Source organism: Sphingomonas sp. BL-S-28, assembly GCF_055521515.1.
In genome coordinates, this window is the sequence record NZ_CM145483.1 from 1,879,103 (window position 1) to 1,894,084 (window position 14,982).

The 14,982-nt window shown below is 65.6% G+C and carries 8 protein-coding genes; 2 read left to right on the forward strand and 6 right to left on the reverse strand.

Features of this window, described 5'->3' with window-relative positions; translation table 11 throughout:
- Positions 1-11 precede the first annotated feature (11 nt).
- Positions 12-1,064 (forward strand): threonine aldolase family protein, encoded by a 1,053-nt coding sequence (locus ACZ1JC_RS07995; RefSeq protein WP_465140075.1) that lies wholly within the window; start codon positions 12-14, stop codon positions 1,062-1,064.
- Between the two features lie 114 nt (positions 1,065-1,178).
- Here the strand turns inward: ACZ1JC_RS07995 and ACZ1JC_RS08000 are convergent, their stop codons facing one another.
- The 5 genes from ACZ1JC_RS08000 to ACZ1JC_RS08020 form a co-directional block, all read right to left on the reverse strand.
- Positions 1,179-4,124: a TonB-dependent receptor domain-containing protein gene (locus tag ACZ1JC_RS08000; protein ID WP_465140074.1), complete on the reverse strand. Its 2,946-nt coding sequence runs from the start codon at positions 4,122-4,124 to the stop codon at positions 1,179-1,181.
- A 244-nt stretch (positions 4,125-4,368) separates the two neighbouring features.
- The gene (locus ACZ1JC_RS08005; RefSeq protein ID WP_465140073.1) at positions 4,369-6,513 is read right to left on the reverse strand and encodes a molybdopterin-containing oxidoreductase family protein; all 2,145 of its coding nucleotides are present in this window, start codon (positions 6,511-6,513) and stop codon (positions 4,369-4,371) included.
- Positions 6,514-6,601: 88 nt separating this feature from the next.
- Positions 6,602-8,134 carry a glycoside hydrolase family 27 protein gene (locus ACZ1JC_RS08010; protein ID WP_465140072.1) on the reverse strand — a complete coding sequence of 511 codons (1,533 nt, stop codon included), beginning with the start codon at positions 8,132-8,134 and terminating at the stop codon, positions 6,602-6,604.
- Positions 8,135-8,218: 84 nt separating this feature from the next.
- Positions 8,219-9,637, reverse strand: a complete 1,419-nt coding sequence (locus tag ACZ1JC_RS08015) for an amino acid permease (RefSeq protein WP_465140071.1) — start codon at positions 9,635-9,637, stop codon at positions 8,219-8,221.
- A 32-nt stretch (positions 9,638-9,669) separates the two neighbouring features.
- Positions 9,670-10,326, reverse strand: coding sequence for a GntR family transcriptional regulator (locus tag ACZ1JC_RS08020; RefSeq protein WP_465140070.1), 657 nt, complete (start codon positions 10,324-10,326; stop codon positions 9,670-9,672).
- A 254-nt stretch (positions 10,327-10,580) separates the two neighbouring features.
- Between ACZ1JC_RS08020 and ACZ1JC_RS08025 the strand changes: the two genes are divergently transcribed.
- Positions 10,581-11,801: an NAD(P)/FAD-dependent oxidoreductase gene (locus ACZ1JC_RS08025; RefSeq protein ID WP_465140069.1), complete on the forward strand. Its 1,221-nt coding sequence runs from the start codon at positions 10,581-10,583 to the stop codon at positions 11,799-11,801.
- A 56-nt stretch (positions 11,802-11,857) separates the two neighbouring features.
- Here the strand turns inward: ACZ1JC_RS08025 and ACZ1JC_RS08030 are convergent, their stop codons facing one another.
- Positions 11,858-14,980, reverse strand: coding sequence for a glycoside hydrolase family 2 TIM barrel-domain containing protein (locus ACZ1JC_RS08030; protein ID WP_465140068.1), 3,123 nt, complete (start codon positions 14,978-14,980; stop codon positions 11,858-11,860).
- Between the last annotated feature and the right edge of the window lie 2 nt (positions 14,981-14,982).

A 14,982-nucleotide genomic window follows, 5' to 3' on the forward strand; every position in this document is an offset into this window, starting at 1 on the left:
GAAACGCAGCCATGACACAGCACCCCCAGCAGTTCGCAAGTGACAATTACGCCGGCATCTGTCCCGAAGCGCTGGCCGCGATGATGGAGGCGAATGCGGGTTCTGCCGTGGCCTATGGCGACGACGAGTGGACCTTGCGCGCCGCCAACAGCTTCCGCAGCCTGTTCGAGGCGGATGGAGAGGTGTTCTTCGTCTTCAACGGCACCGCGGCCAACTCGCTGGCGCTGGCCTCGCTCTGCCAGTCCTATCACAGCGTGATCTGCTCCTCCTCGGCCCACGTCGAAACCGACGAGTGCGGCGCGCCGGAGTTCTTCTCTAACGGATCGAAGCTGCTGGTCGCCCAGTCGGTGGACGGCAAGCTGACGCCCGAGGCGATCCGCGCACTCGCCGCCAGCCGGTCGGACATCCACTTCCCCAAGCCGCGCGTCGTCACCATCACCCAGCCGACCGAAACCGGGCAGGTCTACTCGATCGAAGAGGTCAAGGCGATCTCCGCCGTCTGCCGCGAACTCGGGCTGAAGCTGCACATGGACGGCGCCCGCTTCGCCCACGCCTGCGCCGCTTTGGGCTGCGCGCCGGCCGACATCTCATGGAAGGCCGGGGTGGACGTGCTCTGCTTCGGCGGCACCAAGAACGGCATGGCCGTGGGCGAGGCGATCCTCTACTTCGACCGCGCGCTGGCGGCGGACTTCGACTATCGCTGCAAGCAGGCGGGGCAGCTCGCCTCCAAGATGCGCTTCCTCTCCGCGCCATGGATCGGCCTGATCGAAAGCGGTGCCTGGCTGCGCAATGCCGAGCACGGCAACACTTGCGCCCGCCGTCTGGCCGAACTGGTGGGCGATCTGCCGGACCTTTCGCTGAAGTTCGCGGTGCAGGCGAACTCCGTCTTCCTGGAAGCGCCGACGCGGGTGCTGGACGATCTGCGCGAACGCGGCTGGCGCTTCTATACCTTCATCGGCGGCAGCGCCCGCTTCATGTTCGCCTGGGACAGCGATCTTGCCCGCGTGCAGGAACTGGCCCGCGACATCCACGAGATTGCCGCCGCGCAAGTGGTCCCGGCCTGATCAGGATGTGCAAAGGCCCGCCCGGTCTTGTGACCGGACGGGCCTCGCACAGATCCCACGGGGGGACACGGCGGCTTTCGGATACGGAACGAAAAGCCGCCGTGCGGGACGGGATCAGAAGTTCGCGGTGAAGCCCACGAAGATCGTACGGCCGAGCGAGTCGTAGACGCCCGGGTAGGTGTTGCCGTTGCCGAACGACTGCAGAAGGCCCGAGTCGAGGACCGGCGGGTCCTTGTCGAACATGTTGTTCACGCCTGCACGCAGGGTGAAGTTCTTGTCGATCGCCTGCGTCAGCGACAGGTCGAAGTAGTTGTAGGCGCCGATCTTGCGGTTCACGGTCGTCTGGTCGGCCGAGAGCAGCGGGTTGTCGGTCAGGCTCGAAAGCTTGGTGCCGCCGATATAGCGCCAGGACAGCGAGACGGTCGTGTCGGTCGGCGTCATCCACGAAAGACGCGCGACATGGCGCCATTCGGGGGTCGGCTGGCCGCAGGTGTACCCGAACAGGCCCTTGCAATCGTACGAGCCGCCGCCGGGGACCGGCTGCGAAACCTGTTCGATCAGGTAGGTGCCGACCACGCCGAGGTTCATGCTGCCCAGCTTGCCGATGTTGAACGTGTAATCGGCATTCACGTCGAGGCCGGAGGTCTTGAGGTAGCCCGTGTTCATCGTGGTCGAGATGATATAGCCCGAGTTCTGGCCGAAGACCTGGCCCGAACGCGGATCGCGCACGAACAATCCGCAGTAGTACGGATCACCCGTCGAGGCGCACTGGCCCATGATCAGCGAAGGCGCGATCGAGCCGATGTAGTCCTTCACCTTGATGTTGTAGTAGTCGACCGAAACCGAGAAGCGACGCAGCGCCTTCGGCGTGATGACGACGCCAAGCGTGTAGGTGTCGGCGGTTTCCGGCTTGAGCGCGACGTTGCCGCCACCCAGCGCGGAGCACTGGTCGGACGGGCAATTCGGAATGCTGCCGTACATCGACTGCGTCACGCCAGTCGCCTGGCAGACCTCGAACGAGGCGCTGGGGCTGCTGCCGGCGCACGGATCGGTGCCGTTGACGTTGCCGACCGATTGGGCGGCAAAGAGTTCGGCCACGTTGGGCGCGCGGATCGCGTGGTTGTAGCTGGCGCGGATGCGCAGGTCGTCGACAAGCGCCCACGACAGTTCACCCTTGTAGGTCCACACGTTGTAGCCCGACTTCAGGCCGGTGGAGTTCTGCTTGTTGTCGTAGGACGAATAGCGCAGACCGCCGTTGATCGTCAGCGAGCGGAAGAACGGCTTGTCCTCGATCAGCGGAACTTCGATTTCGCCGAAGGCCTCGGTCACGGCGATGATGCCGTCGGAAGGCAGCGTGCCGTTCTGCTGGGCGACTTCGTCAGCCGTGAAGTTCAGCGTTTCGCGGCGGCGTTCCACGCCGAGTGCGATGCCGACGCCCTTTTCGGCCCAGGGCAGGGTCACGCCCATCTGGCCGAGATCGCCGCTCAGCGAGCCCGAGATCACGCCCAGCGAGTTGCGCGAAGCGGTGTTGCTCTCGCCGAAGATGTAGGCGGCCTGGTCTGCCGTCACGCCGCCAGGGGTGAAGACGTTGATCGGAATGCAGTTCGGATCGGTGCCGTCGATGACCGAGCGGCAGGTCGGCACGCCGTTGACGTTGACCGCATTGAGCGCGAGGCCGGCCTTGGTCTGGTTCACGTCGTTGAGGTACGTCTCCTTGTACTTCACCAGCGAGTACATGTAGTTGACGTCGTAGCTGAAGCCGCTGCCGATATCGCCGCGCACGCCTGCCGAATAGCGATAGTCGTTGAAGCGCAGATTGTCGCGGCGCGGCTGGCCGACCACGCGGTAGCCGACGTTGGTCGGGGCAGTGGCGTCCGTGCCCGCTGCCGAGCCGCAGATGGCGCTAAGCTGCGCGGCGCTGGCATAGGGGTTGTTACAGGAAACGTCGAAGGCCGTGCCGAACCACACTGCCGAAGGCGCGACCTGCGAGAAGGTCTGATCCTTCATGTACATGAAGCTGCCGTAGACTTCGGCTGCCTTGCTGAACTGGAAGTGCGCGAAGCCGCCCGCCGTGTAACGCTCGTCCGAGCGCTGGAGGTAGTTGTCCGGCGAGGTGTTGTACGCATACGAATTGTCGTACGGCACCAGCGTGCCGCTGCCGTCGCGGTTGTTGATGAGGGTCTGGCCCTTGTAGGGGCTGAGATCCGAGAGCGGAATGAACGAGCCGTAGGGCGTGTTGCTCGAACCGCCGCAGAACAGCTGGTCGAAATTGCCGGAGCCGACAACCGATTCACGATCCTGCAGGGCGCAGGCGGAAACGTCGCGGCTGGACTGGCGGACCGGGCTGATGTGGCGATAGCCGCCATAGACGGTGATGTTACCGCGGCCGTCGGCAAAATTTTTGCCCGCTGCGATAGTGATGTCCTGCTTGCCGCCGTCGGCGACCGAGGACGGGGCCGTGTCGTAGCCCGAGGCGCTCTGCAGCGCGCGGAGCGAGCTGTTGTTGTTATTGTGCTGGGAGAAGCCGGTCTGGGCATCGACGCGAACGCCGTCCAGGTCCTTCTTCAACACGAAGTTCACCACGCCCGAAAGCGCGTCCGAACCATAGACCGCCGAGGCGCCGCCCGACATGACATCGACACGCTCGATCAGGGCGCTGGGGATGAAGGCAAGGTTGATCGCCTGCGAAGGCATCATGCGCTGGCCGTCGATCAGCGTGAGAACGCGGTTCGATCCGAGGTTGCGCAAGTTGATCTTGGACGTGCCATCCGAACCGTTCGAGACGTTCTCGTTGGCGTCGGCAGTGAACTGCGGCAGGCGGTTCAGCACCTGTTCGACCGAGGTCGCGCCCTGGAACTTGAACTCGTCGGAACCGACGACCGTCTGCGGGCTGTTGCTTTCCAGGTCGGCGCGCTTGATGCGGGTGCCGGTAACGACGATGTCGGCGGCGGGGGCCGCTTCGGCTGCATCCTGCGCGAACGCCGTGGTGGTGCTGACAGTGCCGGCGATGAGCGCCGATATTGCTGCAGCGCAATAAAGTGTCTGGTTACGACCCCTCATGGGCATGACTCCCTTGTTCAATGCGCCAGTGTTGCGACACATTTCGCGTCATGTCAAATATAGTATACGAAATAAGTTATCTGTCGTAAAAATGCCGCAATGGCACGCGGTTGCGCGGTTTTCCGGGCTTTGGATGGGCAGCGAAGGGGAAGCGGGAGTCTCTACGCGGGACATCGAAAGCCCGTTTCGGCCTGCGCAGGGCAAACCGAATCGTCCGACTATTGGTAGCGGCGTGCGGTGCCGGTCAGGCCGCGGTGATGCGGATCGGTATGCCGGAAAAGCGCGGCATGAAGTTGATCGGCTCCAATGTCTCGACCAGCGAGGTCAGTTCGCCCGGATTCGAGCCGCCATCGGCAACCGGATCGCCGGACCCGACCAGCGGGCCGAACATGTGCGACATCGAGACGACGCCGCGCCGCAGCCGTTCCTCAGTGCGGACGAGGGCGCGGATCGTGCCGTGGGGGGAGGCGATCTCCACCAGCGCGTCGTCCTCCAGCCCCAGCGCGGCCATGTCGAGCGGGTTCATCCAGGCGGGATTGACCGGATAGCGTTTGCGGGCCGCGCGGGAATCGCGGAACGCGCCGTTGAGCGTATGCAGCGTACGGCGGCTGACGAGGCGCAGCGGATAGCCGTCGTCGCGCGGTTCCTCGGCATAGGCGCGGAATTCGGCCGCGACGTCCGTGGGCATGAGCTGCAGCTTGCCGCCGGGATTGGGCGCGGGCTGCACGAAGGCCGGCTCGCTCTCGGGGCACAGTCCCTCGGGATGGGCGGCGAGGCTGTCGAAATCGACTCTGCCCTCGCCCGCCAGAAAGCGGCAGAGCGCTTCGGGATCGGGCTTTTCGGTCGTGCTCAGCGGCAGGCCGCGCGGGATGTCTTCAAAACGCTGGCCATAGCTCCAGGACTTGAACGTCAGCGGCAGGCCCATGCGGGCCGAGATTTCCCAGAAGAACTCCCAGTCGTGCAGGCAGCCCGGTGGCTTGGCGACGATGGGCGGGGCATATTGCGCGAAAGCTTCGGGAAACAATGCGTCGGCGGCGAGGGTGAGGTCGTGGCGTTCGAAAGGCTGGCTGGCGGCGATCAGGTAGTGCGCGCGCTTGCCGGTCTCGTTCACGCGGGAGTCGAGCGACACGAGCAGGTCCAGCTTGTCGAACGCGGCGCTGGCAAGGGCAGGGTCGCCCATGGCCTTCAGCGGATCGCCGCCGAAGACGATCAGCGCGCGGATGCGGTCGGGCGAGTCCGCCGTGATCTCGCCGGGTAGCAGGGCGGAGGGAAACTCGCCGAGAAGCTGGCCGGTGTCGGCGCTCAGGCATTTTGGCTCACGCTCGAAATTGCGGGAGGGCGGAACGGCCATCTCGAAGAATGTGCGGGGGCGCAGCGTGCCGGGATTGCGCACGCGGTCACCCGCGCGGCGATATCCGCCGCAGAGCACGTTCACCAGTTCGATCATGTGATCGGCCAGGTTCGAATGGGCCGAGAACGAAGGCCCGGTGCCGCTGCCCACCGCGACCTTGCGCGCTTCCCCCAGCCACTTTGCCGCCAGTTCGATCTGCCCGGCCGGCACATCGGCGCGGTGCGCGGCCCATTCGGGGGTTGCTTCGGCTACCAGCGCGCGCACGTCGTCCAGTCCGGAACACCAGCGTTCGACAAAGGCGCTGTCATAGCCATTATCGCGCAGCAGGACGTGGGCGATGGCGGCGAAGATCGCGGCGTCGTGGCCGGGCAGGGGCTGGATCAGCAGATCGGCATAGCGCGCGGTTTCGGTGCGGCGGGGATCGATCAGGATCAGCTTCATGCCCCGCGCCCGCGCCGTTTCCAGCGCGCGGCCCGGCGCGCCGCTTTCCACCAGCGCGAAGGGTGCGCCCTGATGCGTGACGACGGGATTGCCGCCCGCCAGCAGCACAACGTCAAGATCACGCAGTGCGTGGCGGCCGCTGGCGAACGTGCCCATCCGCGCCATCGTCACCCACTTCGCCGACTGGTCGATGGTCATCGTCGAGAAGAAATTGGGCGTGCCGAGCGCGGAGACCCAGGCCCGCTCCATCAGCCCGCCCAATGTGCTGCGATAGGCGCCGGTGCCGTGATAGACCGCCACCGATCGCGGCCCATGTGCGGCCACGAGCGCGGCCAGCTTCGCGCCGATGACGTCCAGCGCGGCGTCGGACTCTATCGGTGCGAACGTGCCATCCGCCCCGCGCGCAAGGCACTGGAGCAGGCGGTTTTCCGCGCCGTTATGAAACTCCACCGAGGCAAGGCCCTTAGGGCAGAGATAGGCGCCGTAGGGAGAAACCGCGCCGTCAGGCCGCACGCCCAGCATACGGCCCTGATCGACATCGATCGCCATCGCGCATGAGGCGCTGCAATTGCGGCAGAAGGTGCGGACGGTCTCCATCGCCCAGCGATGCGACCGTCCGCGCTCATAGGAAAGGCCGGGCGGCGGGTCTTGCCGTCAGGGGCAAGCAGGCCCGCCGTCCTGCATCTTACTTGCGGCCCTTCACCGCCACCATCACCACGCCGCGCGCGGGCACCTGATAGCCGGCGGGCAGTGCGCCTGCCTTGGCGCCGCTCCACAGGTCCTCGACCCCATCGACCGAGGCAAGGCCCGCGTCGGCCGGCGTCAGCGACAGCGGCGCAGGCGCATCGCCGCGGTTGAACAGCGCCAGTGCCACGCGGCCATCGGACAGCGGCTTGGCCCAGACTTCCATCGAACCCGCCTTGCGCACGGGCTTTCCCTGCACGCCCAGCGTATCCTGATCGACGGCGATCACGCGGCGGTTGGTGAGCATGGCCAGCGTTTCCGGGCTCATCTCGCGAAGGTCATGCCCCATCATCAGCGGCGCGGCGGACATCGCCCAGAGCGACATGTGGGTGCGGTATTCGTCCGCGCTCATGCCACCGTTGCCGATTTCCAGCATGTCCGGATCGTTCCAGCCATGCGGGCCGGCCCAGGCGGGATTGCCGTTCTTGTCGAATCCGATCTTCGCCATCGTCGGGTAATCGTCGGTAATGTCACCAGTCGTGCGCCAGAGCACGCCGCCCACGTCGCGGCCCCAGCTACCCACGTCGAAGCGGCCATATTCGCAGAGCGAGAACACGATATCGCGCCCGGTCCGCTTGCCGGCCTCCTGTAGCGCCTTGCCCATTTCGTAGTAGCTGCGCTTCACGGTATCGGCATCGGCGTAGAACCATTCGCCCGAGCAGAGGTCGTACTTCAGATAGTCGAAGCCCCAGTCGGCATAGGTATCGGCGTCCTGCTTCACATGGCCATAGCTGCCGATGTAGCCCGCGCAGGTCTTCGGCCCCTGCGAGGAATAGATGCCGATCTTCAGCCCCTTCGAATGGACGTAGGCGGTCAGTGCCTTCATGTCCGGGAACTTGGCATTGGGCTGGAGCACGCCCTTGGGGTCGCGCTCACCCTGCCAGCCATCGTCGATATTGATGTAGATGTAACCGGCATCGCGCAGGCCGGACGAGACCATGGCATCGGCCATGGCGCGCACGGTCTTGTCGTCGATATGATCGGCGAACTTGTTCCAGCTGCTCCAGCCCATCGGCGGGGTGGCGGCCAGTTTGCTGGGGATCGGTGCGCCCAGTGCGGGAAGCGCCGAGAACTGGAAGGCGCGGGCCTTGGCATCCTTCGCCGTGCCGGGGCGGCCGGTGCTGTCGATTTCCGATTCCCAGATCTGGCCCTTCAGATGGGCGCGGCCGTCTTCGATGGCGACGCTCCACTGGCGGGTGAGGTGGTCGCGGTCGTTGAGGTTGCGCGCCTCGAACTTGAGTATGCCGTCTTCGATGTGCGGGTTCATCATCTCGACCGGGCCGTACCACTTGGTCGTCACCGAGCCGGCGATCTTGCCGCCCTTGGAGGTGACTTCCATCATCGTCACGCCGGGGGTGGGCGGCGTATCGTCGAACAGCCAGACGCCGTCATAGGCAGTCTTGGCGAGCGCCGGCGAGGTGCCGGCGAGCAGTGCAGTTGCAATCCCTGCAGCTTTGATAAAGGCGTGTTTCATCGCGATCTCCTTGGACCGTGTCGCATTCGGAAAAGGTGGAGCGGGAAGGGGTGGGGGATGCCGGCCGGGCATCCCCCGAAAAGCTTACGCGGCAGTCTGCGCTTCGAGAGCGGCTTCGCTGCGGGTGCGGCCGTAGAGGCAGTAGGCAACGAGGCCGATGACGTTCCAGGCGCCGAAGCGGACCAGCGTGGTCGAGGGCAGGCTGAACAGCAGGTAGGCGCAGCCCAGGATCGTCAGCGTGCCGACCACGTAGGGCTGCGGGCACTTGAACAGACGCGGCAGTTGCGGCGCGCGGCGGCGCAGGATCATCAGGCAGGCGCCGACCGAGATGAAGGCGATCAGCGTGCCGGCATTGGCCAGTTCGGCAATCTCGTCGAGGCGGAAGATACCGGCGACGAGGGCGATCGAGATGCCGGTGATCAGCGTGATGCGGGTGGGCGCGCCGGTCCGCGGGCTGATCTTGGCAAGGCTGCGCGGCAGCAGGCCGTCACGCGCCATCACGAAGAACACGCGGCTCTGGCCGTACATCATCACGAGGATGACCGAAGGCAGCGCCAGCACAGCGGCAAGCGCGATCAGGTGTGCGGCAACCGGCTGGCCAAGCTGGCGCAGCACGAGGGCGAGCGGCTCGGGTGAGTTGGCAAGCTGCTGGAAGGGCAGGGCGCCGATCGCGGTGATCGCCACGGCCATGTAGATCGCGGTGCAGACCACCATCGAACCGACGATGCCGATGGTCAGATCGCGGCCCGGGTTCTTGGCTTCCTCTGCCGAAGTGGCAACCGCGTCGAAGCCGTAGAAGGCGAAGAACACGATGGCCGCCGCCGCCATCACGCCGCGCTGCATGCCGCCCACTTCGGTGCTGGCAAAGCCATAGGGCATGAAGGGATGCATGTTGTCGGCATTGAAGGCCGGTGCCGCCATGAACACGAAGATCGACAGGGCGACCAGCTTGATGATGACGAGAATGATGTTCAGCGTGGCGCTTTCACGCGTGCCGGCGATCAGCATGCCCATGACGGCCAGCGCCACCATTACGGCGGGCAGGTTGATCACGCCGCCGCCATGCGGGCCGACCAGCAAGGCATGGGGCAAGTGGATCCCGGCGGACTGGATCCAGCCCACCAGATAGCCCGACCAGCCGACCGCCACGGTGGAACAGGCCAGCGAATATTCGAGGATCAGGCTCCAGCCCACCACCCAGGCGATGGTCTCGCCCATGGCGGCGTAGGAGAAAGTATAGGCGCTGCCCGCGGCCGGAATCATCGTCGCCATTTCGGCATAGGCCAGCGCGGCGCAGGCGCAGACCGCGCCGGCAACCGCAAAGGCCAGGATCACGGCGGGGCCGGCACGTTCCGCGCCGACGCCGGTCAGCGTGTAGATACCGGTGCCGACGATCGCGCCGACGCCCAGGGCGATCAGGTGCGGCCAGCTCAGCGTCTTGGCCAGGGAATGTCCGGAATCGCGTTGCGACAGTTTTTCTATGGATTTACGCGGTCCGAGCATTCGGTCCCCCAGGTTTTAGTCGACCGGCTTGGTCAGCCCGTCTGTTCGGCGGTGAAATGGGCACGCAAGTCGTCAAGCGTGCTGGCGATGTGCTGCGTGAGCAGGCCTTTCACCTTGGTCGCATCTCCGGCGAGCCAGGCTTCGAGCAAGTCACGGTGTTCGGTATGCGCGCGGTCCCCGCGGCCGGCCGGCTCCAGATGGGCCAGCACGTAGCGTTCGGCCAGAACCTCAAGCCGTTCCACCAGCTGGGTGGTCAGCAGGCGCTTGGCCGGGCGGACGAGCGCGACGTGGAATTCGCGGTTGCGCACGGCCACGTCGTTCAGATTGCCCGATGCGGCGGCGTCCAGCACCTCGAACGCCTTGATCGCGGCTTCCTTGTCGGCCTCTTCCGCCAGGGTGGAGGCATAGGCGGCCGCAGCCGGCTCGATCGACAGGCGCAGCTGATAGATTTCTTCTGCCTGGTCGCTGGACATCGGGCGGACGAACCAGCCGCGATTGGCCTGGCTGGTCAGCAGGCCTTCATGTTCAAGCCGCGCGAGCGCTTCGCGCAGCGGGATCTTGCTCACGCCCAGTTCGGCGGCGAGCGCATCCTGCCTGACCGGCTCCATGACAGGCAGCTTCCCTTCGACGATCCTTTCGCGGATCACGTCGAAAATACGTTCGGCAAGCGTGCGGACGACGATTGTCACCAGAGGGTCTCCATATAGATCGCCCCCATGCGGCGCGATGCCGCGTCAGGGCTGACGTATACGGTAGATGATGTATCACAGGCCCGCAATCTCGCCGTCCACGGTGCAAAGCATTGCACCGGGCTAAGGCCTTGTGCGTATTGGCTGTCCGAACCGGGGAAAACCGGAAGCATGGGTGATGGTCTGCCTTGCGTGGATTCTGGAATGCGTTTATATCGTATACGATCTCATTTCAGCTTTGCAATGGAGTTTTTGTGTCGCGCATAGCAGTGGTCGGCGGAGGGGTAGTCGGCCTATCGGTCGGCATCGAATTGCTGGAGGCCGGAAACACGGTTGTCCTGATCGATGCCGATGATGCCGGGCAGGCGGCAAGCTGGGGCAATGCCGGCCATATCGCGGTGGAGCAGGTGGAGCCGCTGGCCTCGCTGGAGGCCGTGCGGTCGATGCCGCAGCGCCTGTTCCTACGCGGCGGGGCGCTGGCGTTTCCGCCTTCCGCTGTCGATGCCTGGCTGCCGTTCGGCCTGCGATTGCTGGCTGCATCGGCGCCTTCGCGGTTCCGCAAGGGCTGTGCGGCGCTGCGCCCGCTGATGGAAGCGGCGATGCCGGCGTGGGTTTCGTTGACCGAGCGGATCGGCGCGCCGGACCTGCTGAAGCAGGATGGTCATTTCGTGCTCTGGAACGAGCCGCGCAAGGCGATTGCCGGCAAGGCAGCGTGGGAAGCGGCCGATACCGGCGTGGCACGGGTTCAGGCGGCGACTCCGGCCGAGCGTGAGATGCTGGGCAAGCTGGGCGCCTTCAAGGTGGCTGGTGCGATCCGCTTTTCGGGGAGCGGCCAGATCGCCGACCTTGCGGATTTGCGCGATGCGCTGCGCGTTGCTTTCGCGGCGCGGGGCGGCGCGATGGTTTCGGGCAGCGCGAAGCTGCTGCGGACCGGATCCGGCGTAGAAGTCGAAGGCGTGGAAGCGGACCGCGTGGTGGTCTGCGCGGGCGTGCGATCGCGCGCGATCATGGAGGCGCTGGGGCACAAGGCGCCGATGATCGCGGAGCGCGGCTATCACATCCGCGCCGATGCCGCGGGCTGGCCGAAGGACATGCCACCGGTGGTGTTCGAGGAACGATCGATGATCGTCACCCGCTATCGCGGCAGCCTGCAGGCGGCGAGCTTCGTGGAACTGGGCAAGGTCGATGCGCCCGCCGATCCGCGCAAGTGGGAACGGCTGGAGCGCCATGTCGCCGAACTGGGCCTGCCCGTCAGCGGGCCGTTCCGCCGCTGGATGGGCTGCCGCCCAACGCTGCCGGACTATCTGCCGGCGATCGGCCGTTCGGCGAAGGCGGACAATCTCTATTACGCGTTCGGGCACCAGCATCTGGGGCTGACGCTGGCGCCGATTACCGGAAAGCTGGTTGCCGCGATGATGGCGGGCGAGCAGCCGGTAGTGCCGCTGGAACCGTTCGACATTCGCCGGTTCGGCTGAAAACCGGGCGGCGGGAAATCGAGGGCGGCGGTGCGGAACCGCCGCCCTTTTTCGTGTCAGGGTGCGCCGATGGTGAACGAATAGGTCATCGGCTTCAGCGCGATGCGATAGGGCATGTGCGCCCGGCCATCGAGATTCCAGCCGGTATCGCCGCCCACGCCCGCCTGCGCGGCATCGATCAGCAGCGTGCCGTTGCCGTGCGGGCGAATGTCAGAGCTATGCGCCTGCGATGGCGGCTTCATCGCCAGATCGGCATAAGGGAACGCCAGCGCATTGACCGAAAGCGGCTGCGCGCCGGTGACGCGCAGGCCGGTTTTAGCGCCGGTCAGTTCGATCCAGCGCACATCGGTCTTGTTGCCCGATTCCTGCGGCCTTGCGTAGTCGTGGAACTGGTCCGCCAACGCGCCCTGCCACTGGGCGATCAGCCCGCCGGTCTTGCGATCGGCATAAGTCTCCTGCGGCCCGCGTCCGAACCAGCGAACATGGTCGAGCATGGCAGGCGTCTCGAAAGCGAGGCCGACGCGCAGCGGATCGGGCAGGGTATCGCGCAGCGGTTCGAAATGGACGGTGACGCCCACCGATCCATCGGCGGCCATGGTCCAGCGCGTCTCGGTCTTGACCGAGCCGACGCCCATGTCGTGGTGAACGACGATGGCATTGCCGTCCCGCTCGATGCCCTCGACGCGGCGATGATCGGAGAAATACTGCCACATGGCATGGCTCTTGGGCACGCCCGCGCCCACATCATTGTCGGTAGGCGAGCGCCAGAAGTTTGGCGCGCCGCCGGTTAGCAGCAGCTTGCCGCCGCGCTCGTAACGGGTGACGAGGCCGGTGGCCTTGTCGATCTCCAGCACCGCATCGCCCGAGGCGAGGCGAAGGGTCGAGGCGGTCTCGCTGGGCGCGACGGCGCCGGCCGCAACCGGCACCACGGCGGGGGCGGAAAGCTCGAACTGCTCCCAGCCGACGACATGCCCGGCGGGCTGGGTCGGCACCGCCCCGGCCTTGGCGCGGGCGCGCAGGACCAGGATGCGTTCGGCCGACGGGTTCTTCGCTGCCGGGATCGGCACGGTGAGCGGGGCAGATGCTCCCGGTGTAACGTTAGGTGTCGCCAATGTACCGCTAGCGACATCCTTGCCGTTCTCCATCACCGTCCAGTCGAGCGTGAAGCGCGAAAGGTCGATATGGTCGTGGCGATTGACCACGCGGTAGCCGCTGGCGTCATGCGTAAAGGCGATCGGCGCCTGCACTTTGGCCAGTTCGTAGTATTCGGGATCGGGCGTGCGGTCCGACTGGATCACGCCGTCGCCCACCGGGCTGTCGTCGCCATGGACGCCGGGCGCCTTGGGATCGGGATCGTAGTCGAGCCCCTGCCCCCAGTAAGTGCGGCCCTGCTTGTCCTTCAGCTCCATGGTCTGGTCCACCCAGTCCCAGATGAAGCCGCCCTGCAGCTTGGGATAGGCGCGCATCGTATCCCAATAGCCCTGAAGATCGCCCAGGCTGTTGCCCATCGAATGGGCATATTCGCAGAGGATCAGCGGCTGGGTGAAGTTCGGGTCCTTGGCGTAGTCGATCATCTTCGGCACGTCGTCATACATCGGCGCGAAGATATCGACGTAGCTGTTGGTCGGATGGCGCCAGTTGCTCATGCTCCAGCCGAGGAAGTTGATCAGGCGCGTCGGATCGTTCGCGCGCACCCACTTGCCCGCCGCCTCGAAATTCGCGCCCACGCCGCTCTCGTTGCCGAGCGACCAGAAGATGATCGAGGGGTGATTGCGGTCGCGCTGCACCATGCGCTCCACGCGGTCGAGGTGCGCGGCCTGCCACTTGGGATCGTTCGCCAGCAGGTACTTGGGATCGTTGCCATGTTCCTGCGAGAGGCTGAGATAGCCGTGGCTCTCGATATTGGCCTCGTCCATGACGTAGAGGCCGTATTCGTCGGCCAGATCGTACCAGCGCGGATCGTTGGGATAGTGCGATGTGCGCACGGCATTGACGTTGGCCGCCTTCATCAGTTCGATATCGCGGCGCATCGTCGCTTCGGAAACGACGTGGAAGGTCTTGGGATCGTGTTCGTGGCGGTTGACGCCTCGGATCATCACCCGCTTGCCGTTCACGCGCACTTCGCCGCCGGCGATCTCCACCGTGCGGAAGCCGATGCGGCGGCTGGTCGCCTCCACCAGCTTGCCGTTGGCATCGACCAGTTCCACCAGCAGCGTGTAGAGCTGCGGATCTTCGGCCGACCATGTGCGCACGGCGGGGATTGCGCCGTTCAGCGAAATCGTGCCGCCTTCCGCAGTGCCCTCACGCGTCAGAACCTCGCGCTGGCCGTCCAGCACGGTCGCCCGCACCCGCATGGCGGTGGGCTGCCCGGATAGGTCGACCTTCAACTCCAGCTTGCCGTCGCGGTAGTCGTTCTCCAGCCCCGCATCGACATTGAGGTCGCGGATATGCGTGGCAGGGGCCGCGTAGAGCGTGACGCTGCGCTCGATGCCGTTGACGCGCCAGAAGTCCTGATCTTCCAGATAGCTGCCATCCGCAAAGCGATAGAGTTCGATGGCGACGGTGTTCGTGCCGGCATGGGCATAGCGCGTCACGTCGAACTCGGCGGGGAGCTTGGAATCCTCCGAATAGCCGACGCGCTGGCCGTTGACCCAGATGTAATAGGCCGCGCCCGCCGCGCCGACCGTCAGCAGCAGTTTGCGACCCGACCAAGTGGCCGGAACCGTGAACTCACGGCGGTAGGAGCCGACTTCGTTGAGGTCGTGCTCGATCCACGGCTGGTTGCGCGGGAACGGATAGCCGCTGCCGACGAAGACCGGGCGGCCGTGCCCTTCGGCCTGAAGGATGCCGGGAACCTTCATCGTCTCCCACCCGCTCACGTCGAATCCGGGCTTGTAGAAGTCAGCCGGGCGCGCCTCGGGATTGGGCGAGAGGTGGAACTTCCAGTCGCCATCGAGCGAGAGGTGATAGCGGGACTTCGTCACGTCACGCGAAAGCGCCCCGGCACGGGTTTCGAAGCCGTCGAAAGTCGTGTGCATGGGCTCCGCGCCCTGGCGGATGACTTCGGGCTGTTCCCATTCTGGCGGCGTGCTTTGGGGCGTGGTTTCGGCATAAGCCGGTGCCAGCATGAGGCCAAGTGCGAGGCTGCCGATGGCGCAGCCCTGAAGAAGATATCGCATGA